This window comes from Bacillus carboniphilus (assembly GCF_020524035.2).
GTDB lineage: Bacteria > Bacillota > Bacilli > Bacillales > JAIVKR01 > Bacillus_CC.
Genome location: NZ_CP129013.1, coordinates 3,070,728 through 3,095,000, shown reverse-complemented (window position 1 = coordinate 3,095,000; position 24,273 = coordinate 3,070,728). Strand labels below are relative to the sequence as shown.

The 24,273-nt window shown below is 35.9% G+C and carries 26 protein-coding genes, 4 pseudogenes and 2 riboswitches; of the genes and pseudogenes, 3 read left to right on the top strand and 27 right to left on the bottom strand.

Annotated features, from left to right (window positions below; all coding sequences use genetic code 11):
* Positions 1 to 33: 33 nt before the first annotated feature.
* The 11 genes and pseudogenes from LC087_RS16075 to LC087_RS16025 form a co-directional block, all read right to left on the bottom strand.
* Entirely contained in the window at positions 34 to 780 is a 747-nt protein-coding gene (locus tag LC087_RS16075) for a creatininase family protein (protein ID WP_226543308.1), read from the bottom strand.
* A 350-nt stretch (positions 781 to 1,130) separates the two neighbouring features.
* Positions 1,131 to 2,451 (bottom strand): annotated as a pseudogene (locus tag LC087_RS16070) (NCS2 family permease).
* Positions 2,452 to 2,571: 120 nt separating this feature from the next.
* Positions 2,572 to 2,673, bottom strand: a riboswitch (purine riboswitch).
* A gap of 87 nt (positions 2,674 to 2,760) precedes the next feature.
* A pseudogene (gene guaA, locus LC087_RS16065) lies at positions 2,761 to 4,297 on the bottom strand (glutamine-hydrolyzing GMP synthase).
* Positions 4,298 to 4,388: 91 nt separating this feature from the next.
* Positions 4,389 to 4,490: riboswitch (purine riboswitch) on the bottom strand.
* Between the two features lie 40 nt (positions 4,491 to 4,530).
* A complete protein-coding gene (locus LC087_RS16060) occupies positions 4,531 to 6,702 on the bottom strand; it encodes a transglutaminase TgpA family protein (RefSeq protein WP_226543315.1) in 2,172 nt (723 codons plus the stop codon).
* On the bottom strand, positions 6,699 to 7,889 hold the full coding sequence (locus LC087_RS16055) for a DUF58 domain-containing protein (RefSeq protein WP_226543317.1): 1,191 nt from the start codon (positions 7,887 to 7,889) through the stop codon (positions 6,699 to 6,701). Before LC087_RS16055 ends, LC087_RS16060 begins: the two co-directional genes overlap by 4 nt.
* Positions 7,886 to 8,848: an AAA family ATPase gene (locus LC087_RS16050; protein WP_226543319.1), complete on the bottom strand. Its 963-nt coding sequence runs from the start codon at positions 8,846 to 8,848 to the stop codon at positions 7,886 to 7,888. Before LC087_RS16050 ends, LC087_RS16055 begins: the two co-directional genes overlap by 4 nt.
* Positions 8,849 to 9,049: 201 nt before the next feature.
* A complete protein-coding gene (locus LC087_RS16045) occupies positions 9,050 to 10,162 on the bottom strand; it encodes an RNA-guided endonuclease TnpB family protein (RefSeq protein WP_306019699.1) in 1,113 nt (370 codons plus the stop codon).
* Between the two features lie 513 nt (positions 10,163 to 10,675).
* Entirely contained in the window at positions 10,676 to 11,377 is a 702-nt protein-coding gene (locus tag LC087_RS16040; protein WP_226543336.1) for a DsbA family protein, read from the bottom strand.
* Positions 11,378 to 11,509: 132 nt separating this feature from the next.
* Entirely contained in the window at positions 11,510 to 11,833 is a 324-nt protein-coding gene (locus tag LC087_RS16035; protein ID WP_226543335.1) for a LapA family protein, read from the bottom strand.
* A 98-nt stretch (positions 11,834 to 11,931) separates the two neighbouring features.
* Positions 11,932 to 12,405, bottom strand: coding sequence for a DUF6773 family protein (locus tag LC087_RS16030; RefSeq protein ID WP_226543333.1), 474 nt, complete (start codon positions 12,403 to 12,405; stop codon positions 11,932 to 11,934).
* Between the two features lie 5 nt (positions 12,406 to 12,410).
* A complete protein-coding gene (locus LC087_RS16025; protein ID WP_226543330.1) occupies positions 12,411 to 12,602 on the bottom strand; it encodes a helix-turn-helix transcriptional regulator in 192 nt (63 codons plus the stop codon).
* A gap of 361 nt (positions 12,603 to 12,963) precedes the next feature.
* Between LC087_RS16025 and LC087_RS16020 the strand changes: the two genes are divergently transcribed.
* Positions 12,964 to 13,317 carry a hypothetical protein gene (locus LC087_RS16020; RefSeq protein WP_226543328.1) on the top strand — a complete coding sequence of 118 codons (354 nt, stop codon included), beginning with the start codon at positions 12,964 to 12,966 and terminating at the stop codon, positions 13,315 to 13,317.
* Positions 13,318 to 13,467: 150 nt separating this feature from the next.
* Here LC087_RS16020 and LC087_RS16015 read toward each other — a convergent pair whose 3' ends face one another.
* The 4 genes and pseudogenes from LC087_RS16015 to LC087_RS16000 form a co-directional block, all read right to left on the bottom strand.
* Positions 13,468 to 14,049, bottom strand: coding sequence for a M20/M25/M40 family metallo-hydrolase (locus LC087_RS16015; protein ID WP_306019698.1), 582 nt, complete (start codon positions 14,047 to 14,049; stop codon positions 13,468 to 13,470).
* The gene (locus tag LC087_RS16010; protein WP_306019697.1) at positions 14,006 to 14,575 is read right to left on the bottom strand and encodes an amidohydrolase; all 570 of its coding nucleotides are present in this window, start codon (positions 14,573 to 14,575) and stop codon (positions 14,006 to 14,008) included. The genes LC087_RS16015 and LC087_RS16010 overlap by 44 nt, the downstream gene beginning before the upstream one ends.
* Before the next feature lie 118 nt (positions 14,576 to 14,693).
* Positions 14,694 to 15,017, bottom strand: a complete 324-nt coding sequence (locus tag LC087_RS16005) for a hypothetical protein (protein WP_226543324.1) — start codon at positions 15,015 to 15,017, stop codon at positions 14,694 to 14,696.
* Positions 15,018 to 15,152: 135 nt separating this feature from the next.
* Positions 15,153 to 15,605, bottom strand: a pseudogene (locus LC087_RS16000) (GNAT family N-acetyltransferase).
* Positions 15,606 to 15,708: 103 nt separating this feature from the next.
* Between LC087_RS16000 and LC087_RS15995 the strand changes: the two are divergent.
* Positions 15,709 to 16,944, top strand: coding sequence for an MDR family MFS transporter (locus LC087_RS15995; protein WP_226543323.1), 1,236 nt, complete (start codon positions 15,709 to 15,711; stop codon positions 16,942 to 16,944).
* A gap of 15 nt (positions 16,945 to 16,959) precedes the next feature.
* Here the strand turns inward: LC087_RS15995 and LC087_RS15990 are convergent, their stop codons facing one another.
* From LC087_RS15990 to LC087_RS15935, 12 genes and pseudogenes are all read right to left on the bottom strand, one after another.
* Positions 16,960 to 17,157, bottom strand: a complete 198-nt coding sequence (locus tag LC087_RS15990; RefSeq protein WP_226543322.1) for a hypothetical protein — start codon at positions 17,155 to 17,157, stop codon at positions 16,960 to 16,962.
* Between the two features lie 54 nt (positions 17,158 to 17,211).
* Complete coding sequence (locus tag LC087_RS15985) at positions 17,212 to 17,718, bottom strand: NUDIX domain-containing protein (RefSeq protein WP_226543321.1); 507 nt, start codon at positions 17,716 to 17,718, stop codon at positions 17,212 to 17,214.
* A 2-nt stretch (positions 17,719 to 17,720) separates the two neighbouring features.
* The gene (locus LC087_RS15980) at positions 17,721 to 18,260 is read right to left on the bottom strand and encodes a GNAT family N-acetyltransferase (protein WP_226543320.1); all 540 of its coding nucleotides are present in this window, start codon (positions 18,258 to 18,260) and stop codon (positions 17,721 to 17,723) included.
* A 209-nt stretch (positions 18,261 to 18,469) separates the two neighbouring features.
* Positions 18,470 to 18,820 (bottom strand): transposase, encoded by a 351-nt coding sequence (locus LC087_RS15975; protein WP_306019696.1) that lies wholly within the window; start codon positions 18,818 to 18,820, stop codon positions 18,470 to 18,472.
* An 89-nt stretch (positions 18,821 to 18,909) separates the two neighbouring features.
* Positions 18,910 to 19,656: a hypothetical protein gene (locus LC087_RS15970; RefSeq protein WP_306019695.1), complete on the bottom strand. Its 747-nt coding sequence runs from the start codon at positions 19,654 to 19,656 to the stop codon at positions 18,910 to 18,912.
* Positions 19,657 to 19,829: 173 nt separating this feature from the next.
* The gene (locus tag LC087_RS15965) at positions 19,830 to 20,351 is read right to left on the bottom strand and encodes a GNAT family N-acetyltransferase (RefSeq protein ID WP_371932613.1); all 522 of its coding nucleotides are present in this window, start codon (positions 20,349 to 20,351) and stop codon (positions 19,830 to 19,832) included.
* A gap of 35 nt (positions 20,352 to 20,386) precedes the next feature.
* On the bottom strand, positions 20,387 to 21,487 hold the full coding sequence (locus tag LC087_RS15960) for a hypothetical protein (protein ID WP_226542725.1): 1,101 nt from the start codon (positions 21,485 to 21,487) through the stop codon (positions 20,387 to 20,389).
* 44 nt (positions 21,488 to 21,531) lie between these two features.
* The gene (locus tag LC087_RS15955) at positions 21,532 to 22,032 is read right to left on the bottom strand and encodes a GNAT family N-acetyltransferase (protein ID WP_371932707.1); all 501 of its coding nucleotides are present in this window, start codon (positions 22,030 to 22,032) and stop codon (positions 21,532 to 21,534) included.
* 196 nt (positions 22,033 to 22,228) lie between these two features.
* A pseudogene (locus LC087_RS15950) lies at positions 22,229 to 22,550 on the bottom strand (NUDIX domain-containing protein); the annotation flags it as partial.
* Positions 22,551 to 22,576: 26 nt separating this feature from the next.
* On the bottom strand, positions 22,577 to 22,933 hold the full coding sequence (locus LC087_RS15945) for an alpha/beta fold hydrolase (protein ID WP_306019694.1): 357 nt from the start codon (positions 22,931 to 22,933) through the stop codon (positions 22,577 to 22,579).
* Positions 22,934 to 23,025: 92 nt separating this feature from the next.
* On the bottom strand, positions 23,026 to 23,247 hold the full coding sequence (locus LC087_RS15940) for a hypothetical protein (protein WP_226542729.1): 222 nt from the start codon (positions 23,245 to 23,247) through the stop codon (positions 23,026 to 23,028).
* Positions 23,248 to 23,463: 216 nt separating this feature from the next.
* Positions 23,464 to 23,628 carry a hypothetical protein gene (locus LC087_RS15935; protein WP_226542730.1) on the bottom strand — a complete coding sequence of 55 codons (165 nt, stop codon included), beginning with the start codon at positions 23,626 to 23,628 and terminating at the stop codon, positions 23,464 to 23,466.
* Between the two features lie 324 nt (positions 23,629 to 23,952).
* On the opposite strand from LC087_RS15935, the gene LC087_RS15930 reads away from it, so the two are divergent.
* Entirely contained in the window at positions 23,953 to 24,270 is a 318-nt protein-coding gene (locus LC087_RS15930) for an AbrB/MazE/SpoVT family DNA-binding domain-containing protein (protein ID WP_226542731.1), read from the top strand.
* The last annotated feature ends 3 nt before the right edge of the window (positions 24,271 to 24,273 follow it).

The window sequence follows — 24,273 nt, the reverse complement described above, 5'->3', positions numbered from 1 at the left end:
TAACGATTCCCCCTGAGTATCCAGCGTACCAATTCAACACATTTTTATTTGATACGCATTTTCAAGAGTCTCTTTCAACCTCTCACTTCTTTTTTCGATGAACGAAGTCCAAAATGTTTTTCCAATCATAGCTAGTTGTTCTTCTGTATACACACCCTTTTCAAACTTACCCCAACAACCATCTTTTGTTAGCCTATCCCAAGAAACATAATCTGCAAATCTATTATTTTCTATTGGTATATCAGAGCCCATTGAAGCAACATTGACTAATTCAGGACACAACCACATTGCAGTACAAACGGATAAAAAACCTGCATGCCTCTCTTTTAGCCCTTCAATCCCCGTTTCTTTCAAAGCATCTTCCCATGCTTGATGACGATGTCCAGTTATTAAGATCATTTCCGGGTATTTGTAGTTCAAGTGTTTAACAAATGCAGCCTCCCAATATGCTCCTCCATGTCCATTACATAAAACGAATTTCTTAAAACCTTGCTTTGATAGATTCACGATCATTTCTTCCAACATACCAGTTAACACATTAGGACTTACCGTAATAGTTCCTTTATAGCTTGCATGCTCTTCCGAAGTGTTAAAAGGTAAAGTTGGCAATACATAAGCATTTAATACATCCCCAAATGCTTCTGCGAACTTTTCAGCTATCAATGTATCCAAATGCATCGGTAAGTATGGACCAAACTGTTCGGTAGCACCTACAGAAATAATGGCCGTGTCTACTCCACTTTCCTCAATAATTTTTGTTGAATTTTTATAACTTAACATATTTATCTCTCCATCTTCTCAATTACTTCTGATTTTTTTAAAAAAAACGGGTTCTTCTTTCTAGTGATTATAATCTAAATCCACATCATTCACATCCATTTCTGTTAAACTTTTAGTGCGTGTTCAAAAAGTAGGGGAAAAAGAGCCGAGAAGAACGAAGCGACTGCTTAAAGGAACGCAGGCTAAGAACAACCACGTCGCGCGAGTTAACGCCTATGCTAGCACATCGTGTGCGTCGGAGTTGCTAGGCAATGGAGCTAGACAAGAATTAAAACCGCAAGCTAAATAAGGACCTATTTATATACATTCTTACTCTGCAAAAAAGACGCCCTTATCGGCGCCTCTTTCTATTATAAGAACACAAAATAACAAATAAACAAGGCAAACATCCCATACATCACTGGGTGAATGTTTTTAATTTGTCCTTTTAAAATCATTGTAATCGGATAAAAAATGAACCCGATGGCAATTCCTGTTGCAATGCTATAAGTCAGCGGCATTGCAATAATCGTCAAAAAGGCCGGTACAGCAATTTCAAATCGATTCCAATCGATCTTTCCTAGCGATGAAACCATTAAAATACCAACGATAATCAAAGCTGGAGCCGTAACTGCAGGTGTAATCACCCCTAATAACGGTGAGAAGAATAAAGCTAAAATAAATAATACGGATGTAACAACGGATGCAAAGCCGGACCTTGCTCCTGCAGCAATTCCTGCTGAAGATTCAATATAGGAAGTAGTAGTTGACGTACCTAAGATTGCCCCAACTACTGTTGCACAAGAATCTGCAAACAACGCTTTCCCTGCTCTAGGAAGCTTATTATCTTTTAACAAGTTGGCTTGTCCAGTAACTGCGAGTAGTGTCCCAGCTGTATCAAAAAAAGTCAACAAACAAGAAAGTTAATATAACCACGAACATTTCAACAGTGAAAATTTGATCTAAATTTCCAATGGCTACTCCGAAAGTTGGTGATAAGCTAGGGACTGAACCAACAACTTGTGTCGGTCTATCAATTAATCCTACAAATACACCCACTAAGGCTGTTGCTAGCATTCCGTAAAAGATGCCGCCTTTTACTCCTCTAGTTAACAATACGATCATCACAAACACACCAAAAATGGCCAGAAGCGTGTTTCCGTTCGTAAAATCTCCTAATCCAACTAACACCGCTTCATTATTGACAATAATCCCTGCACTTTGCAAACCAATGAAGGCAATAAATAAACCAATTCCTGCACCAACCGCATACTTTAAATCTGCCGGTATTGCATTAATTACTTTTTCTCTTAATCCTAAAACCGTTAATACGATAAAAATAAGTCCTGATACAAGTACACCTGCTAGTGCAGTTTCCCACGGAATTCCATAGGTTAACACAACGGTGTAAGCAAAAAAGGCGTTGAGACCCATTCCTGGCGCTAAAGCAATCGGGTATTTAGCTAACAACCCCATAATTAATGTTCCAAAGGCGGCCGCTATAGCCGTTGCAGTAAAAACTGCTCCTTGATTCATTCTCATCGCCTCTGGAATATCTGAAACATCGCCTAATGATAGAGTGAAAGGATTGACAAATAAAATATAGGCCATGGATAAAAACGTTGTTAATCCACCAATGATTTCTCTCTGATAATTTGTTCCAAGTTCTTCAAAATGAAAAAACTTCTTCATCATTCTTCCTCCTTATATTTGCAGGTTCATTTACAAGATAGAAAAAGCGCCCCATTACAGGAGCGCTTGACACAAGGTAGACTTAACAAATAGAAATGAACATATAAGGACAAATTGTTAAATATGTTTATCATACCTCGTAGTCAAGCTATTTACGGTAGCTTGGTAGAAACTTTCAGGCCCTATTCCTGATTTTATACGATTGATTATTCTTATTTAGTTTTAATATACTAGAAATTCTATCAATCCACACGCCTTTAGTCAACCGAAATACGAACACTTTTTCATAATTATTATTGATCATTCGTATTATTCCCACTCTATCGTCGCAGGTGGTTTACTAGTAATATCGTAAACTACGCGATTAATATGAGAAACTTCATTGACGATTCTAGTAGAAATTACTTGAAGGACATCCCAAGGAATGCGCGCCCAATCTGATGTCATTCCATCAATCGACGTGACAGCACGAATTCCAATCGTATAGTCATAAGTTCTCGCATCCCCCATTACTCCAACACTTCTGATGTCAGGAAGAACGGTAAAGTACTGCCAAATATCACGATCAAGTCCTGCATTTTTGATTTCTTCTCGTAAGATCGCGTCTGATTCACGAACAATCTCTAGCTTTTCTTCCGATACTTCTCCTAATACGCGAATGCCTAAACCAGGACCCGGGAAAGGTTGTCGCCAAACAATCTCATCTGGAATACCCAACTCAGAACCTAAAGCGCGAACCTCATCTTTAAACAGTGTATTTAAGGGTTCAATTAACGTAAATTTCATATCCTCAGGAAGTCCACCAACATTATGATGTGACTTTATCGTTTGCGCGGTATCTGTACCACTTTCAATGATATCCGTATATAAAGTTCCTTGGGCTAAATAGTCAATTCCTTCAAGTCTAGAAGCTTCATCATCAAAAACATAAACGAACTCGTTCCCAATGATCTTTCGCTTTTCTTCAGGATCAGACACGCCTGTTAATTTAGATAGAAAACGATCTTTTGCATCAACTTTAATGACGTTCATATGAAATCCTTCTTTAAAGGTTTTCATGACACTGTCTGCCTCCCCTTTTCGAAGCAACCCATGATCAACAAAAACACACGTTAGTTGATCGCCAATCGCTTTATGGATGAGAACAGCGACAACTGAGGAGTCCACTCCACCACTCAAGGCACAAAGAACTTTTTTGTCCCCTACTAAGTCCTGAATTTTTTTGCGACTCTAGATCAATAAAGTTTTCCATCGTCCATGTTTGGTGACAGCCACAAATCGAAAAGACAAAGTTTTTCAATAGATCATTTCCATATTCGGAGTGGCGCACTTCAGGGTGAAATTGCACTCCATAAAATTGGGATTCACCATTACTGATCGCCGCATAAGGACATCCTGGGCTTGTAGCGTCCGTTACAAACCCTTCTGGTATGGAAGAAACAAGGTCCCCGTGACTCATCCAAACGATTTGCTCTTCTGGAAGTTCTTTGAATAAGGTCGATTGTTTAGCGGAAATCTTCGCCTTTCCATACTCACGATGAGTTGCACGCTTTACTTCTCCTCCAAGCAAGTGAGTCATAAGCTGCATGCCATAACAAATTCCTAATATCGGTATACCTAAATCAAATATCTTCTCATCACATCGAAAAGCTTTCTCATCGTATACACTATTCGGTCCACCTGATAATATAATTCCAGTTGGATTAAATTCTTTTATTTCCTCTGCTGTTAACCTGTGAGAACGCAATTCACTATAAACGCCAAGCTCACGAATCCTTCTTGTAATTAATTGATTATATTGACTACCAAAATCAAGGACTAGAATCTTTTCTTCAATCTCTAGCATCTCTCCACCTCATTTTTCTGTAAGTAAAATGCAAAAAAGAAGTCAACCAATCAACTAAACACGTAGAAAGGCAGACTTCTAGATAGAATAAATCAATCCAACTGCCCTTCATAGTCAGGTTATTTACGGTAACCCGGTAGAGACTTTCGAACCATATTTTCGAAGATATATGAAGGTTATTCGAGCAATTTCATCTTAAATTTTCACTATCATATCAATGTTCCTAGTAATGGTCAAGATAGTTTCTTTTTAATTAAATTTTCCCATAATTCTTTCGACTTCTCCCACTGTTCTTTCGCACTTTCATTTCGATAGAGTACTTTTTCATAGCTATTCGTTAACTTTCTCATATCATGGGTCTCGTAAAACTCATCGATATACTTTGCATAGTCTCTTAATGTTTGCCCTTCTTTCTTTGGCAAACCTAGATGACTATAGTGTTTTAAAAGAGAAGCATAAGCTTTAAAGAAGGCTGAATCACTTCCGCTAAAGCGATATTTATAGAGAACAATGACCTGATACCATTTATACCGGGTCCAATAGACAAAACAACCGATTAAGATGATTACAATAGAAACCCATATTCCATTTTTCTCTTGAATCAACCAGTTGGACATTTTCTCAAAAGAATTTTCTTTAGAGCCTGTAGAACTAGATGATGAGGTTTCCTCCATAAGATCTTTCTCCAATGGATCTGGCTTTTCTGGTGTATTCTCAGTTTCAGAATCATCCGTTTGGACGGTCGATTCGGTCTCTTCAATATCATAAGCAAATTGTATAGGATCAGAAAACGTTTTTGTCGGTTCAAAAGGGACCCACCCTACGTCAGGGAAATACACTTCTACCCATGAATGAGCATTATTATTGGTGACCTGATACTTGTTTGTTCCATCTCCTAAAACCTCAACAATTTCACCACTCGTGTAACCTTTTGTCCATCTAGCTGGAATACCAATTGATCTTAACAAAACGACCATAGAAGAGGAAAAATTATCACAATAACCTTTTTTCGTGTCAAAGAGAAATTGGTCAACATAATCTTGATCTTCTGAAGGAATGGCTACATCCTCTATATTGTATTCAAATTCACTAGAAGAAAGATACTGTTCAATTGCTCGAACTTTATCATACCAGTTGTCTTCATTTTTCGTTAATTCCTCAGCTAAGTCAACAACTCTTTCGGGTAACGACAATGGCAATTGTAAGTAGTCTACTTCTGTCCCTTCGTATTCACCTGTCACCGCCTCTAAATACTTTCGGTTAAATTTTGGATATTCATATGACAATTGAAACTCAGTTACTTTTTGATCATCCACTCTTACATATTCGTAATATTCCTTTAATACTCCCATTTCATAATAATCTGCATCACTCTCTATAGACGTTAAATAGATTGGATAAGGAATATGGTTATAAGGGTAAGATTCATTCACCTTCATTTCCGCTTGATGTGAAGTAGTGGATACAAAAACATTATTTATATTGGGTAAACGGAACTCTTCCTCTGTAAAAGTGAGCTCAGGTATTGACCTTTCTTCATCACCTGTCCATCCTTTTCCAGTGTAAACGTATTTCGATTCAATTTTCCAATAATGTTCCTCAGAATCAATCACCGTAAACACTTCTGTATCATCTTTGACAAAGGGGCCACCAAGCTGACTGTCATCCGGACTATACCCGATTTTTTTGACACCACCGTTCCCGTTCTCTCCATACGTTTGAATAAAGGCGACGGGGTCTGGCCAAATCGGTTCAGCTTTTGGAGCGAGCATTCCTACCGTCGTTGAAGTCCCAATTAAAACGACAAGGGGGATCATCCACTTTAGGTAAAAATGCCGTTCTAGCATTTCTTTCTGTTGAAGTCGTTGAAAAAAAACAAAGCTGAGCATCGCAAACCCGATAACCACCATGCGAACGATTGAAGTTTTTCCACTAAATGGAGTAAATGTATCTAGCACCGTTACATATATAAACGTCAGGAAAACAAAAAACATAATTCGTTGTTTTTGAATGAGCCAATAATGCACGAGATACACAAGCAACCATAAAAGAATAAAAAACAACAAGGTGCGAAAAGAATTCGTCAAGCTATAAAAATCAAACTGAACAATGTACATCAAGTTACTGAACACATCTTGAATAAACAGCGCGATCCATTCAAGTCCTAAAAACGCACCTTCATAAAACAACATTTGAAGCACTACGAACATAAAGCCAACATTTACGGAAAGACTGATATACCATTTTGGCTTTAAGTAAACAAATAAAAACTGCAACCCTAAAAAAATGACAAAAAGAAACGTATGTCTTGTTTCAGTAATACTCTCTAGGGGCCTCAACCATTCCCATAATAAAAGGAAGGCAAAAGAATATAAAATGATAAATTGAACGTTTTGTTTTTTCATATCGCATTCACCTCTGAAAACGCTTCTTCATACCTTCCTTCATAAACAACTCTTACGATAATGGACCTTCTCTTCAATTGTTCGATCCTTAAAGTATCCTCTTTTGAAAGTGGTGCGTCCTTTACTAACCAAATAATCGGTTGACTCTTCGTGTTTTTACTTAACACATGAACAACTTCATCTGTTAGTTGACTCGTAATTATCATGATAAGGTAATGCTTATTCCATTTTCCAATTTCAGATTGGATGATTTGAGCGAAAGGATACTGTGCATCACAATTAACTTTTGCAAGATGATAAAACACTTTATGAAGCTGTTCGTTACTCGATTTTAAGGGTAACCGAAAGTCAGTTTTCCCTTTTGAAAGAAAGGCCATCTTTGTACCGCTTTTTATAATTGACCTTGTTAAAGATGCCGTAAACGTAACTAATGGCTCAAATGCAGGTGTTGTTGAACGATCCATCATAACAACCACATCATGACTATGAAGCTGCTCAAATTCTTTTGTCATTAAGGAATCTTTTCGAGCAGAGGATTTCCAATCAATCCAAGCAACTCTGTCACCAGGTTGATATTCTCTAACGCCTATAGCAATTGTTGTATCTTTAATAAATTGACCTTTTGCCGCTGTATCTCCTTTTTCTAACGCCCGATCTTGTTGCTTATAGGCAAGGGAAACAAATTGAGGGTACACAAGAAACCGATCATCAACTTGATACGTTTTTTCTTTCTCAATTAATCCTAAAAAATCCCCTGTTTTCACCCTGATCACACTAAGATGATGATCCCCTCTTGGCATAGAGTCAAGCTCATACTGATAGGAGATCACTCTTTTAAACCAAGGAAATACGATTTTACTTGTATGGATTTTTTGTTTTTTCATTAAACTTTCTGGCAAAACGTCTTCTAAGATCAGAAAAAACAAAGGAAAAGGGAATTTCCTTTCAAGACGTACATGAGCAATAAACTTTTGACCGACAGCAAATTCATCTTGATTGATTTGACGAGTCACATGAAAATGATGAATCGGATAAATCATGATTAAAACCGAATACAAACCAAATGGTAAAAAGCTATAAAATAAAAACCAACTAACAAACCCACCTTGAAACATCGCATACACAAAAGTAGTGATTAGTAACACGAATACCAATAGTATCTTCAATGGCTTTTGCGATTTTTTCATATTTTATTTAACGTCCTTTGTACAGGAACAGGACATTTCTGAATGAGTTCCTTTACAAGCATTTCTGAGGATTTGCCTTCAAAGCGCGCTTCAGATTTTAAAATGATTCGATGAGCCAAAGCGAAAGGTGCTAAATATTGGATATCATCCGGAATCACATAATCTCGATTAAATAAGAATGCATAGGCCTGCGCTGCTTTCATTAAAGCAATGGCACCCCTAGGGCTTGCTCCTAAATAGACGCTTGGATGTTTTCTCGTACGATTGACCATATCAACGATGTATTCCTTTATCGAATCATCAACATATACTTGGTGGATTTCTTGCTGTAAATGTAATAACTCTTCCTTTAACATGACAGGCTCTACTTCTTCAATCGGTTTGTTAGCCTGGGCTTTTGATAAGACTTCCATTTCGTCGTTAAAAGATGGATAACCCATTCTCAATTTGAATAAAAAGCGGTCCAACTGTGCCTCTGGAAGAGGATAAGTCCCTTCAAAATCAACAGGGTTTTGAGTCGCCATTACAAAGAATGGTTTGTTTAAGCTAACAGCCTCCCCTTCAACAGTCACGCTTCCTTCTTCCATTCCCTCTAATAAAGCGGATTGCGTTTTTGGCGATGTCCGATTTATTTCATCCGCTAATACAACATTCCCCATGATAGGTCCTGGCCTAAACTCAAATTGTAATGTTTTTGGATTATAAATAGAAACACCTGTTACATCTGAAGGAAGTAAATCAGGAGTAAATTGAATTCTCTTAAAATCAATCCCTACCGATTTTGCTAAAGTACGGACCATCATCGTTTTCCCTACACCTGGAACATCTTCTAGTAAAACATGACTATTCGTTAATAGAGCTACTAAACTTAAAACAGATACATCGCGTTTACCAACCATCACCTTCTCTATATTTTCAATCACTTTCCCTAAAGATGGATGCATATCTTCTAATTGCATTGAGTGATTCCTCCCCTATTCTATCTATTATAATAATTTTTTATATTTCTTTTAGTTTACTAGAAAATATGGACATTGGTAACATAGTGAACTACATACCACCTACGCTAGCGCTTAGAGGTGGATGCTTCCTAGGTACAGAAACCTAATGGTCTCTAATGGACTAGGCGATCCCTCGTGAACCAAGAGTTCTTGTTTCCTTTATGTAAGCTTTCGAATACCCTCGTTTTTGATATTGATAGAGGCATTCCAATCTCGATCGGACGAGAATCCACAATGACAATCGAAAACTCGGTCAGAAAGCGGCAATTCTTCCTTGATTTGACCGCAATTTGAGCACGTTTTTGAAGAAGGAAACCATTTATCAATCTTGATTAGTTTCTTTCCTTGTTCTTTTAACTTGTACTCTAAATAGGATGTGAACCTCCCCCAGGCATTATCAGCTACACTTTTACCAAACTTCAATGCTTGAGACATCCCTTTCATATCGAGGTCTTCAATAATGACGCAATCGTATTGATTTGCGAGTCTATAAGACTGTTTATGAAGAAAGTCTTTTCTTTGGTTGGCGATTTTATCATGAATTTTCGCTACTTTTAAGCGCTGTTGATGCCAACGAGAAGAGCCTTTTGTTCGTCTAGCTAATATGCGGCTTTCTTTGGCTAGCTTCTCTACCATTTGACGATAAAAACGAGGGTAATTGGCTTTCTTACCTGTTTCACTATCGACAAATAAGCCATTCATCACAAAGTCTAGACCAATCAATAAATGAGCTGGTTGTTCTACAATTTTCTTTTCATATTCAGTCAAGATGGACACAAAAAACTTCCCTGTTTTGGTCATGGAGATCGTACACGCTTTTATCTTATGTCCATCAGGTATTGGGCGATGCTGTTTGATTTTTATCCATTTCAGTTTTGGTAGTTTGATCAATCCATCTATAAGTTCAATATTTCCATTTACAACGTTTGTTGAATAGGATTGTCTCGATTTACGACTTTTGAAGGTAGGAAAGTCAGCCTTTTTAGCAAAGAAGTTTTGATACGCTTTTTGAAGATTGATTTGTGCATTCGCTAAAGCGAGTGAATCAACTTCCTTCAACCATTCGAATTCTTTTTTGTACTGGGCAGGTGTCGGGAACTTTTGCATTTTCAAGGTTTCCTTATCATCCTTATATTTCTCATAGGTTTTCTTACGGTCATCTAACATTTTGTTGTACACAAAACGCACACAACCAAAGGTTCTGCGAATAAGAGAAGCTTGTTCACGTGTAGGATAGATACGGAATTTATACGCCTTGTTTAGCTTTGTCACGATTTTCACCTACCTTGACATTCTATAACAATATTATACAAAAAAAGAACCGATTCATCACCCACTTTCTCTTCATTTAGAAGTGGGCGACTTCTCGGCAATTAGGTTAAACGAATATATGTAATTAAGAAAGGCGCAAGCGCCCGTCTAGCGACGCAAAGTAAAGGAAACACGAAAAGCCCAAAAGCAGATAAACTACTAAATACAGCAACATCCTAGAAGCATGTGCGTCGGATTCCCTGAATGTTGAAGCTAGACAGTAATCAAAGAGCCAGACATATAAAGGTAGATTTTTATTCTCCTTAACTTGAAAAAGCCCTAAACTTTTAGTAATCATTCTCCCCTTTATATTAACAGATAATTTAAAATAGTTTTTCTTTCGACATATTTTTAATTTTTATTGTCGAAAGCTGTTGGAATTGTTACTATATTACTAGGAACTCGTTTAGAGTTGTGTTGAACTGTTAAAAGTACAAAAGAAAGACCTTTTCCCAATAGGAAGAGGTCTTTCTTTTATTTGTTTAGTTCATTTTCAATCGTTTCTTTAAGGCTCTCGTAGTCAATCTTTTCTACTATTATTTTTTCATTGACAAACAAAGTTGGGACTTTACTCACCTCCAAAGATTCCCCTATTTGAAAATCACGGTTGACTTCTTCTTTTAGCTCCGCATCACTTAGAATGTTATCTAGTTCACTAGCATCATCTCCAAATAAGTCGTTTGCCATTGACATTAAAAATTCTTCTGTATAAATATCTGCACGCACATTTGAACGATCATCTTCAGTATATATTTCTTGATGAACTTGATATAGTTGCTCATTGATCTCCCAAAACGCATCATTTCCTAACTCACGAAACACACCTTCAGTAAAAATAGCTGCTCTTGTAGAATCTTCATGAACAAACGGAAAGTGCATGGAAACAAAGTTTACTTTTCCTGTATCTATATAATCCTCTTTTAATTGTGGGAAAATGTCATTTATGAACACACCACAATCAGGACACTTAAAGTCCCCGAATTCCACAATCGTAACAGTCGCATCTTCTTCCCCTAATATAGGTTGATTTTCTATATCAATAAAATTATTTTCTGAGCTTTGTTCAGTAACCTCATTATCCTTTTCATTAGAAGAGTTTGCTTTATTGACTAAAAATAATGAACCCATAATTAATAATGCAATAATCGGTAGAATAATTACTTGTTTCTTCTTCATGAGTATGTCCCCCTGATGTCTTTTTATTATTGCTCACCATTGAACAAACTAAACGTACATCATTTTCAAAAACCCTACAATGATTTACCTCACATTTTCGCTAAACAAAAAAAGCCCTCAATCGAGGGTTTATCAAGTTTCAGCAGATTCTTCTTTTATAGGTTCTTCTAAGGAAACAGGTCTGTCTTTTTCTAATTCTTCAATTTTAGCGTTTAAGTTCATAATCTCTTTTTCCTTTTGTTTGACTACTCGTTGTAAGTTAAATACTCTTACAATTCCGACCGCCCCTACAATCAATCCACCCATTAAAACACTGCCTAGTATGACTAATATTAATGGCCATTCTGCTGTACCGAACACATAATTCACTTCAACTGCATCTACGTTCACAACTGCAAAAATAGCAACAATGAGGGCAAATATAAAAGCAAGAAGTAATGTTCTTTGAATTTTCATAACTAATAACCTCCTTATCATTACTATTATAGCTTATGAGTGAACAAAAAGACCCTCGTTATTAAGTGCTCTCTTGGATTCAACAATTGAAAAATGAGTTACTCATCTAACAATTCTCTATTTTTCTTAAACGATGCTTTAAGTGAGAAATAGCTAACTACAAACCAAAACACACCTGCAATAATCGTAGGACCTATTAAATCAACAATTTCTAATAGATTAGAGGGAATTCCCTTTTGTAACAATAGAAAAGTCAAAAATACAAACATGAAAACTAAACTGCCCTTTCGAATCATCTTTTTCTTTTTTGAAAACTCTTTTTCACTCGTCACTTCAGGATGTTCAACACCTGAAAAGGTGTATCTTATGAGGACATATATACTAAAAACCCCGATAGAAAACATAGCCACAAGGACACCAAGAAGATCTCCATTGAACAAATAATGATCAAAAATTCCATAAATAATCAATAGCAACATGAGAATTAAGGAAGCTTCAGCTATAAAATACAGCATCATTTTTTCTTTGTATTCATCCTCTGGCAAGAACCTTGAAACCCATGATTTCTTCATATTTATCAATCCTCCCAAAATAATTCATCTAACGTTTTATCTAGCGCTTTTGCAATCGATAGACAAAGACGAAGAGTTGGATTGTATTTTCCCTTTTCAATCAATCCGATTGTTTGACGTGTTACATTGACCTTCTTTGCTAGTTCAGCTTGAGTGAGAGACTTTTCAACTCTTGCAACCTTTATTCGATTATTCATGCCTTCACCATCCAAGACTGCTATACTTTACTTTATGTAATCTATATATTACTTTACGAGACGTAGAAATGCAAATATACACCAATCCTAAGTCTTTTTTACCATATTTAAAACACATTAAATCTTTTCTCAGAAATGATTCTTTGAATGCATTCATCTTTTTCGTCTAGAGGTAAATCCTCTCTAGTTTAAAGAGACAATCACAAACAACCTTCAAAAAATAAGCAATGTTTCAAAAAAACACTAACTCGCAGACCTGTATCAATTCTAAAATGAATATAATATAATCCATTTCTGTTACAATATTTTATATAAAAAAGAGAATTTTCAGTTACTTTTATTTAGTTAAGGGGGTGAGAAAATGTGGGCAACTCTTCCTGCTTGGTTTTGGGTAATATATTATGTATTTTTATTAACGACATTAGGTACCACCTTTGTTGGCCTTGGAATGAGGAAACCAAAAGGGATGTCCATTCTAATAAATGGTTTGTCGATTATAGCCATCCTAATCACATTAACAGTTCCGATTATTAATATGCTAGCTGGTATAGGAAGACCAGAAGGGAATGAACTAGAACATTTATTGAGTCACTTTGAACGTGGTGCTACTTGGTCTATTATTGTTATTTATGGTTATTTGTATTTGTTATTTTGGTGGGTTATATTCATAGTTACTGTTTTGGCAGGTTATATTTTTCTGGAGAACAAAACTTAAAGTAGATAATCTAATCAAAATAACCCCAACTAGTATACACTAAGTCTCTTTTTACTCTTCTATTGAATATTGCCTTAATGATCTATTTACTTAACACTCATCTATAAAGAGTTCAGTGGGAAAATTTAATTTCCCACTGATTGAAAAAATTCATGAAAGTAATTTTTCCACCATCTTTGTTACTACATGGACTCCATTCATCATAGCACCTTTTTCAAAGGTCATATTTGGATCATGTAATCCTGGTGACACATCTGCTCCAATCGCGAGGTAAATAGAGTTAACACCCGTTCGTGCTGCATATTGATGAAAATCTTCTCCTCCTGGTGTAAAAATAGGATCAACGAGGTTTTTTTCACCGAGAACCTCGATAATTGATTGACTCGCTATCTCTACTAACCTTTCATCATAATTAGGAGCTGGTACACCTTCTTTAATGTCATACTTAATTTCTGCTTCATACATTTCAGCGGTATAATTGATCATCTTTTCGATCTTATCAAGTACCTTTTTTAGTTCTTTGTTGGAATCACTGCGAACATCAATCGCAAAGGTTCCGTAATCAGGAATAACATTTACGGACCCTTTCCCTGACATTAGTTGTGTGAACTTTACGTTTGTCGCCTTTTTAGGATTGAAACGAAGCGTATTGACTGTATTCACCAAGGAGGATAATACATCAATCGCATTAATCCCTAAATGAGGACGACCCCCCATGAGCCGTTGTTCCAAAAACTTCTCCAGTAATTGCGCAGCGAGCACTATGCATTAGCGCAGGCGACATTTTTCCATAAGGACATTCAGAGGCAGTTCGTAAGTGATAGCCAATTAAGTAATCGACATCGTCCATGACTCCTTCTGCGACAAGCGCCTTTGCTCCTGCACCGATTTCTTCTGCCGGTTGAAAAATAAACTTAATACTTCCGTCTAGCTCTTCCATTTTGTCCTTTAACAACTTCGCTATCCCTAAAGCAATGCTACAATGGGCATCATGACCACAAGAATGCCGATAAAATGTTTCATTTGATAATTCATGAATAATACAATCCATGTCGGCTCTGATTGCTACACAAGGATGCTCTTTCTTCCCGACTAATTTACCTGTCACCCCTGTTTTTGCAATATGTTCCGTCACCTCATAGCCCAAACCTTTTAACTGCTCTGCAATATACGTAGCTGTATTCTTCTCCTCAAAAGCCGGCTCTGGTATAGAATGGAGATACTGTTGTTGCTCATAAACATAATCATTAATTCTCATAGTAACCTCTCCCTTGTGAATCTTAGTTTCTATTTTTTAGTGATAATTCCCTTTCCCTTAATCATATAAAAAACACTTCAAGATGAAGTGTTTACGATTCTTCTTGTTGAAAATTTTTTTAAAAAGGTTCTACTACATTTTTATAATAGTCTTGATTAATAACGGTTTTATACCAATGGTTTTTTGAAGGGACGAACGTATAATGATGACTAAATACCGGATTTCCAATACTAATTTCGTATAAATCATATGTATCGCCTAAAGAATTGACTCCACTTCTTCTCACACATTGAGTGGCCACTTGTTCATTTTGCTTCATTCGATTAAAATCCTCTTGTAACTCTTCCGAAAACTCTTCATTTGTCAGTTTAGCAAGCTTTTCAATATTGAGTTTATCATTCGTAAAGATCCCTCTGACCTTTTTCGCTTCTAACATCCCCATCGTATGACCCCTTATCATTAAATAATATGTGAGCGAATGTTCAAAAAGACTCTTTTTTCATGATGAAGTTCTTATGCTTAATCGAGCTTTTTGAACACGTAACGTTAAGGTTTCCTAAGTCGTTATTAATTATTCCTACACATTATATTTTAATAAAGGAAGCTGTCGATCTTTAAACACGGTCGAAGGAACAAAGTCAATTTGAACTGCACCCATTTTTTGTAAAAAGATTGGGCATTTGGATCACTATCAATGGTGAAGCTGCTTATCCTCTCTTTTTTTGCCGTAGCTATTGCGTTAAGCCACATTTCTTTTCCATATCCTTTTCCTATGAAGCGGGGATGTACATAAAAGTAGTCTAATTGAGTACTGTTTTCGTTTTTTGTAAAGGAGTAAAACCCTATGATTGATTGTTCATTCTCTACTAAATTATACAGCGTTACTACTAACATAATCTTCTGTCAATTCCAAATCATCTTTACAAGCTTGAACGAACGCTTTACTATAATTCCAATGTGCTTTGGATTCAAGGGCTAGCAAGCTCAAATCACTTGCCTCTTCTTTTTTCGCTTTTCTAACGTGAGCCATTGTCATTCTCCATATTGTCATTAAATACGACAGATGTTGTTATGAATATACTATATACTATACAAACAAAAACTACTATTCTATGAAAACGAGGATTCTTCTTATGAAAAAGATTTTCACGATCCACCCTCTTAGTCTAAATATTATTATCGGTACACTATTTGTTCGAATGATGACATTTATGACTTTTCCCTTTTTAACGGTTTATTTAACAACGGTTAAAGGAGCAAGCCCTACAGCAGCAGGTGCCGTTATTGGCATAAGTGCACTGTTTCGTTTATTCGGTGGATTTATTGGAGGACATTTAACGGACCGGTTTGGACGAAAAAAAGTAATGTTAAGTTCCATTTCTATATGGACTTTTGTTTACATAGGTTTTGCATTAGCAGACACCATTCCTATGTTTCTTATTTTGAACTCTCTAAGTGGTCTTTGCTCTTCCTTTTTTGAACCTGCTTCTAAAGCCGCTCTATCTGATGTCACGAAACCGAAGAATAAATTACTCGTATTTAATTTAAGATATACGGCTATCAATTTAGGAGCTGCCGCTGGTCCTTTAATCGGATTACAATTAAGTACTGCCCAATCAACAATCGGCTTCTGGTTTATCGCCATAATCAACGCACTTTATGCTTTATCATTATTAATCACTTTTAGTCATTACCACGAGGATATTAATAATGAAAGTGAAGCCAAAGAGAAAGTCACTTTCGTTCAATCCTTATCCATTCTAAAGCAAGATACGATTTTTTTACTCGTTTTAATTGGAAGTTCCATTGGGATTTTTGGGTATTCGCACATGAATTCAACTTTGCCACAATATTTCGCCCATGCACCTTCCATTGAATATGGCGTATCCTTGTTTGCCATTTTACTAGTGACGAATGCGATTACTGTCATTGTCGTTCAGTTTCCCGTAACAAGGATCGGAAAACATTTTTCTCCTCTTCTATCTGTCATGCTCGGAACCACAATGGTGAGTGTTGGATTAATGTTGTTCGGCCTCTTTTCAAATCCAGTGATGCTTTTCATATCAATGATTGTATTTACAATTGGCGAAGTGATGATGTTTTCAATGGTGGATGTGTTAATTGATGAAATTGCTCCTCATGATCGAAAAGGATTTTATTTTGGAGCGATGAGTTTCATGACAATCGGTGGTGTTCTAGCTCCTGTAGTAGGAGGCTTCCTTATGCAATCTTTAGGATTTCATAGCGGCAAAATGATTTTCTCTGTTCTTGCTATTTGTTCTTCAAGTGGATTCCCCATACTTTTATTAGCGAGTAAGCTTTTACAACAAAAAAAGAATCAAATAATTTCTGCTAATAAAGGAGCCTGATACAGGTTCCTTTTCTCATTTCTCTACTTCTTGATTGGTTTTGTCTGCTCGTTTACGCTGAGATAAAATTCTAAACCATGTTAAAACAATAGCAACATAAATACCTAGGGTAACAATCATAAAAGTTGAATCTTCATTTAACATGAGGACAGAGGCAGTAATAACTGTAACGATTATCACTAAGCTTACTTCCGATGTTCTGAAGAGTTTCAAGCTTCATTAACACCTCCTTAAAAAGATCTCATATCCTTAATCTACTTTATTTCGTTATAACGGAGGCAATTCCTTTAATTTTTCTTGTAGTGTTTGATTTTCGATTAAATGCTCCTCAATGATTTCGATAGTTCTCTTATTCTCGATGTAATTCAAGATATACTTACTCATGTCAGGAAATAAAACGATACCTTTTAAGTCCGTTAGTTTAATCCATCTTACATCCGTTTGATTCGGATCAGGATGTTTTGGGAGTTGAGGTTTACACCCTTCTTTTATACTGCATTCAAAGATCAACTGTAACGAATGATTATCGCCAAATTTATCATGATTTAAATGTGGAACATATTCATAAACAAATTCCAATGGACCCACTTCTACTTCTATTGATGCTTCTTCCATCGCTTCTCTTCGAACGGCTTCTTTAACCGTTTCGTTTGGTTGAACCCCACCTGCTGGTAAATTATAATGCAGGCCATTTTCGTCGTTGAATTCAATTAATAAAATCGAATCATTTTCAATAATGAACGCTCCTGCTCTTACTCTATAATGATAAGACAAAATCAATTCCTCCCGTTTCGGGTTGAAATTTTATCTCCAAGATAATACGCCATTAATAGATCATCTGCATAAGTACCATCTTCATACTTTATTTGATTTCGTTGTCTTCCTTCTTCTGCAAAGCCCATTCGTTTATACAACTTCATCGCTCTTTCATTTACAGAAACGACCCCTAAGCAGATTTTTTCCAAGCCGTTTTGTTTTGTGGCCCACTTTAGTAAATCTTGAATTAATTTCGTCCCAATACCTTGGTTGCAATATTCCTCTTTTATCCCCATTCCAAGAGTTCCTGCATGTCGCAGCCGCTCCTGTTCAAAACGATAAAAAACAAGAAAACCGATCACTTGGTCATCCACTTCAAAAACAATATTAAGGTTTCCTTTCGACTGACTTGTGTTAATCTTTTCCTGTTCTTTATTCACATCAACAGGGATATTGTTAGGAGAAGATAAAAAGAATTTAGTTGTATTTTCTGATAAAATAATGCCCTTCCTTATTTCAATTATCGATTCAGCATCAGATTCTGTTGCTATTCGGATCATCTCTCAACCACCTTTCTTTTAAAGGTTTTTCAAAAAGCCCTACTATGCCCAGGACTGGCTAGCGCAGGCTTTGCTCTGTCGACGTGGCTGAACTTAGCCTGTGATCCTTTAACTAGGCCTCTCGTTCTTCTCGGCTCTTTTTTCCTTACTTCTCTAATTGAGCAAAAATCAATACGAAAATTACCAGTAAAAATGAAATGACAAGTACCCTAGGCAACTAAAAGCTCTTTTTTAATCTTTTCAAGTTCTTCTCCTTGAGTTGCTTGATCATATACAAACCTAATGATGCTACCAAACTTTTGATTCCTGATTTCATGGAGAGCTTCGCAAAATTTTGTGCCTTTTAAAAGGCTTGCGAAAATATAGGTGAAGTTTAAAATTGTCCAATATCTCAAGATCGCTTTTTCACTGCGAATCTGATATCCATCAAAACCTAACGATCCTTTTATTTGTTTAAAATACGTTTCAATTGACCATCGTTTGGAGTAGTAGTCTAAGATTTTCTTTGTGGATAGCTGTATATCTGTACATAGGAAGTCATGTACGTTTTTAGGCTCCATTGGTTCGCCTTCTTTGAAGCAAAGCAATACAACACCAAAGCTCTAAATCATTCAGTTTTCCTTCGTAACGATAGACTCGATAGGTTTCATCACCAACGGTCACAAGGTCGGTTTCTTCCATTGAAATATCGGGAACAAACTGTTTGATTTGTTTTCGCTCGCCTTTTGGAAAAAGATGCGATTGCTTCTTCTAAGAGCTCTATCGTATGAATTCCTTTCCCTAGTCCAGCTTCAATGATACGTTTAGAGGTATACCAACTATCACAAAGGATATAGGTTGATACAGTTCGCTTTACATAAGAGTCAATCATATCAACGGCCATTTGAATTTTACTCTTTTCTTTCGATTGGTTATATAGGGCGAAATCATAGGGATACGCTAAATCCCCGCTTTGCATCATCATTCCAACGACTTGATGTCCGTAAACAGGTTTTCCTTCTTTGTGACAAAAATGGTACTGACAAGATTCAATAGGAGACTGAGCCTGTGACGAAGGTTTGGTCTTTTGTCCGATGGTGTCATCAAAGAGAAGGAATACAGGTTCCTTTTGTTTTCTTGCGTTTTTGTGAATGGTTTGGGCGGTTTTTTGTTTTGTAATTTGATTTAAATAGGTTTCGTCCCAAGCACCTTTATTTAAAAAATAGCTTAATGTTGTACGATGTTTTTTACAAAAGCTTAGCGCATGAATTTGCGATATCTTTCCTGTGAAACCGAAACTCAGCATCCCATCAATCATAGAAACAAGATGGTTCATAGACGGCTTGGAAAAATAAAGTGGTAAACGCCATTCCTCTAAAATATTGTGGATTTTTTCTTGATGTGATAATCTAGTCATTGGACATGAACACTCCTTGGTTAGGGTTATGGTGTTGGAACTTTAATTTTAACCCAAGTTAGTGGTCATGTCTTTTTCTATTTAATTTAATGGAATTTTTTTTGATCTGAATTTGCTCATTTAAAGTTACTTTTTTAACACGTACTTTTAGAGATTTTTGCATATCAACTGTACTATAAAAATAAAACCATGAGCTCTTCATCAAAATAGATACCATTTACTTTTAATGCCCGCTTGTCAATTCCATAAACCTCAAAACCTAAAGATGAGTATAAGCTTCTAGCAGCATTATTTGTAGAAACAACCGTTAAATATATTTGCTCTATCCTTTCTAACTCTCGTGCTTTTTGAATCGCTCTCTTCATTAAGTTCTTTCCTATTCCGAGCCCGCGTCTTGATGAAGAAACATACATGGCTACAATCGTTGCTCTATGACTAAGTTTTACACTTCTTTCTTCCACTAAAGTAACGACACCAATTAATTCATCATTTTGAAAAGCACCATATGTATAAGAACCAGAGGATTCAAACCTTTTCTTATATTTTTCGATAGATCGAGTCTTTTCCTCTTCATAACTAGAGGCAAAAGATTCAGGATTATTTAATAAAGCTTCTAGTCTTAAGTAAAGATAGTTTTCCGCATCTTGTGGTTTCAATTGTCTAATTATCATAAACATCACCCGTTTCTTTCGCATATGAAATCACTCTTCATAACTAGCCTATTTATTCTTTAAATCATGCTTAAAGAAAAGCATTCAAGTTCATATAGGTATAACTTTAAACGTTTTTCTATTTGTTCTTTTGTGCCAAAGCGAATGGTTTGTTCACGATTGAGGGACTTTTCATTTAATAATTGGTAGTGGATATCAGCCATAGAAACGAGTTTAAAAAAACATTCAGCATTTATATTTCTTCGTTTCTGTAAAGAGCCATCGGTATAGCCTTCAATAAATCCTTCTGCGTTGGCTTGTAAATGATGTTTATACAAATGATAATTTCCTCTTCCATACCTAATCGTGTCATTAGCCGTGGGAAAGAAGGTAGAGTAATTGAAAACGTGATTGGCAGCTAGCGAACTTCCTGAATATATAAGTGGATAAGGATCTATGATCTTGACTCCTGTCTTGGCGAAAATAATATTTTCTGGAGACGTATCTTGATTCGTCAATACCCTTTTTTCACTTTCTATTGAACGACTTAAAAATATTTTCCGGGCTGTTTCCAACACTTTTTCTTTATCAAATTCGAAATCACTTGAAATTAAGGAATTCAGTTCATTCACGTAATCTTTTGTTTCTTGAAGAATGAACTCTTTCAAATCCATATCAATTTGACCTTTTAATTCACCATTCCCCCCCATTTGTAAGTAACCTATTCCTTCAAAAGGAGGATCTAGACTTTCAAGAGCGAGAAATACCTCTCCTAACTCTCTTCCATAATACTTGGACTGTTCGATCGTTTGGTTTCCGATTGCGATAGATTCCCCCAAAAAAGATTCCATCGTATAGGTCAATTCTGCTTGTACAAAGTAATTAAAATACGTTGGACATACGCCTTCTTTAGCTTTGTTAGCATGCTGATAAAACGCTTTTGTTGAGGCATACTCTACCATCAATTCTTCCCGGTTAAACACGACTGCTTGATCGTAGGCAGTTCTTTTAGGAATTCGAAGAACAAGTTGCTCCTTTTCAATTAAATAGGCGTAATGCCATGCCCCTTCTCCTAATTTATTAATCTCCGTTTTATGGGAAAGTTCTCTCACCCCTTCTTTCTTCAACGCATAGTTAATAAGCTCAAGCTCTGATATCTTTTCTGTTGTGAGGAATTTCATTTCAGTAAACTCCTTCAATCATAAGAGTAATTAATTTGGACAACCTAAACAAAAATAGCCATTAATATTAAATCTTGATATCCTTCCTTTTCTTTTATCCCCCTTACTTCTCTTCCTTCTTCAAGAAAACCGAATTTCTTATATAGACGAATGGCTCCTACATTCCTTTCCATTACTCTAAGGGAGACTTTTTCAATTGCTGTGTTATTTTTTGCCCATCCAAGTAATGTTTCAAGAAGTGCTCTACCTATTCCATCATTTCGAAAGTCAGGATGTACCGTCATTGCTATAGAACCTTGATGACGCATTTTTTCTTTATCCCCGTTTTTAAAATCAATTGATCCAACTATATGGTTATCTATCTCCGCAATAAACAGTGCATAGTTAGGTAGTTCTTTCACTCCTTTTATTACGCTTCTCCCTTCTTGTACGGTCATATTTTCTATATCTTCCAAAGTCGTCAGCATATAAGGAGCATCTCGTAAAGCTTGAGTTGTATAGTCAAGGAACTTTTCTTCATCTAATTCATTCGCTTCTCTAACCATAATAGTTTTCCCACTTTTAGACTTGTAAGTAAAACGATTTATCATTGTCATATTCACCCACTCCTCCTTCGTCCTCTCAATCAATTACCTTCAAAAAGTTTTTTGGGGGTTATCATGCAAAGTATTGTTTGACTATATTTTATATAAGGGGCTTAAGGTTGTCTGGTAGACTTGTAGAATCAAAGAATTTTGCTTACAAAGTTTCATTGCCATCATCTTTAAATGACCATCTTTAATCTCTTCTGACAAATGGGCAACCGTAATTGGAAAAACTCATCTCCATAGAGTACACATTCAATAAATCAAGCCTACCTACTTCAATACCTGTTTCCTCAAGCATTTCTTTTATGCGTGCTTCCTTGGTTGATTATCCTAATTCAATGAATCCACTTGGAACTCCCCAAAAATCCATCCTGTCTTTTTTGTAATAAAATTTCACCTTGTTCATTGATAACAGCTACGGCGACACCTTCTAAATTTAAAGGTTTCGTTTCAACTAGTTTTCGTAACTCCTCTATCTAACCCATCCTAATCTCCCATTCTCTTAATCTCGTATTTTGTTTAAAAAAGCATCTAAAATTTGATTGTATAGTTGTGGTTGCTCCATATTTGCTGTATGACCGGCATATGGCACAAGTCCTATCTCAATATCGCTGTTGATTTTCTTGACATAAGAAACGGATTCTACCTCATGCAAAGTATTACTTCCGTTAACCAGCATCATTGGAACCTGTAAATTTCGTATATCCCTCTCACTAACAACAGGATAATGAAACGTCATCTCATGGAGAACATTTTTCATGGTTCCCCTCCACTTATCACCATGTAGTTGCCTAAAAAGGTTAGCTATTTCTTGATCATTCTCTTCAATATTCATGAAATATTGATATCGGTTTTCCATTACTTCTTCTAACTCTTCAGGAATAAAAGGAGTATAACCAGTTAGTACAATCCCTTTTACTAGATCTGGTTCTCGTATAGCAATATGTATCGCTAGTGACGCACCTTAACTCCTGGTCCTTGTTCCTTTATTCTCTTTATTACATACTGAATGGCTTGTTCAAAATAGTTTTCCGAAGCTTCCATTGAAGACTTACCATGTCCTGGTAAATCAATTGTGTTTATTTCATATTTATTTTGATAGTGTTCGATTTGGTGAGAAAAATGTGATTGCGCCGTTCCCATAAAGCCGTGTAAAAAATATATGTTTTGCATTTCAGCCTCCAAAGTTGGAAATTTCAAATAAATATAAATACAATCATTCCAAAAAATCACTAATATTACAACCCTTTTTATATAAAAAACCCTTAAATCTAATAGAAAAAAAGCTACACTACAACCATTTGTTTATTTCCAAAAATTCCTCCTTATGATACGCTGAAACCACCATAACTTAACACTTATATCCAATCTATTAATATAAGCAGGTGGTTAAGATCGAATTAATTGGAGAAAGCCGAAATTAACACTTAAGAAAAATTCAATTATCAGACAGTGCATTAATAGCAATGTAGTAAGTAGAATAACAGGCGTACCATAATATAAAATTTTTGGGTTAATCATTTTTGTTTCAATATCTTTTGATAATTGTTTCACCTAATCACTCCCCCTATGCTGTATTATTGTAATGTCTAAATATTTCGATTTTGATCGAAATATGGATTACAGTAGATTGACCATTTTTTGAAATATATTTATTGACTACCCATTATTATTTCGAAAAGCTAATTTATTTAGGTATTAATGATTCAAGCTCACTAATATTACCGATATTAGTAACATATAAAGATAAACATTATGGCAAACGAACAAGCGTGTTAATATGTAAATAAAAAAGGAAGGACCCCTGACTTTCCTATATAATAAAAAGAAAAGATATTTATACTTACTTCAAAAAGATCCGAAAGGGGATTAGAAGACATGAAAAATGAAGTGAAAAAAGCCAATATAAAATTAAGAAACCGGGGACAAGTTACTTTACCGAAAGCTTTCTTGGAAGAATTGGATGTCAACGAGGGTGATACACTAGAATTAAGATTAGATAATAACGGGGTAATGACCTTAGTTCCTACGGTACAGATACCTAAAGATCAAGCTTGGTTTTTTACCGAAAAATGGCAAAAAGAAGATAAAGAAGCTCAAAAGGATATAGAAGAAGGCCACGTTTATGTGTTTGAAAATGCTCATGATGCTATTGATTGGTTAGATAGCGATGATGAGAAAGACGAAGAGGAATAGATT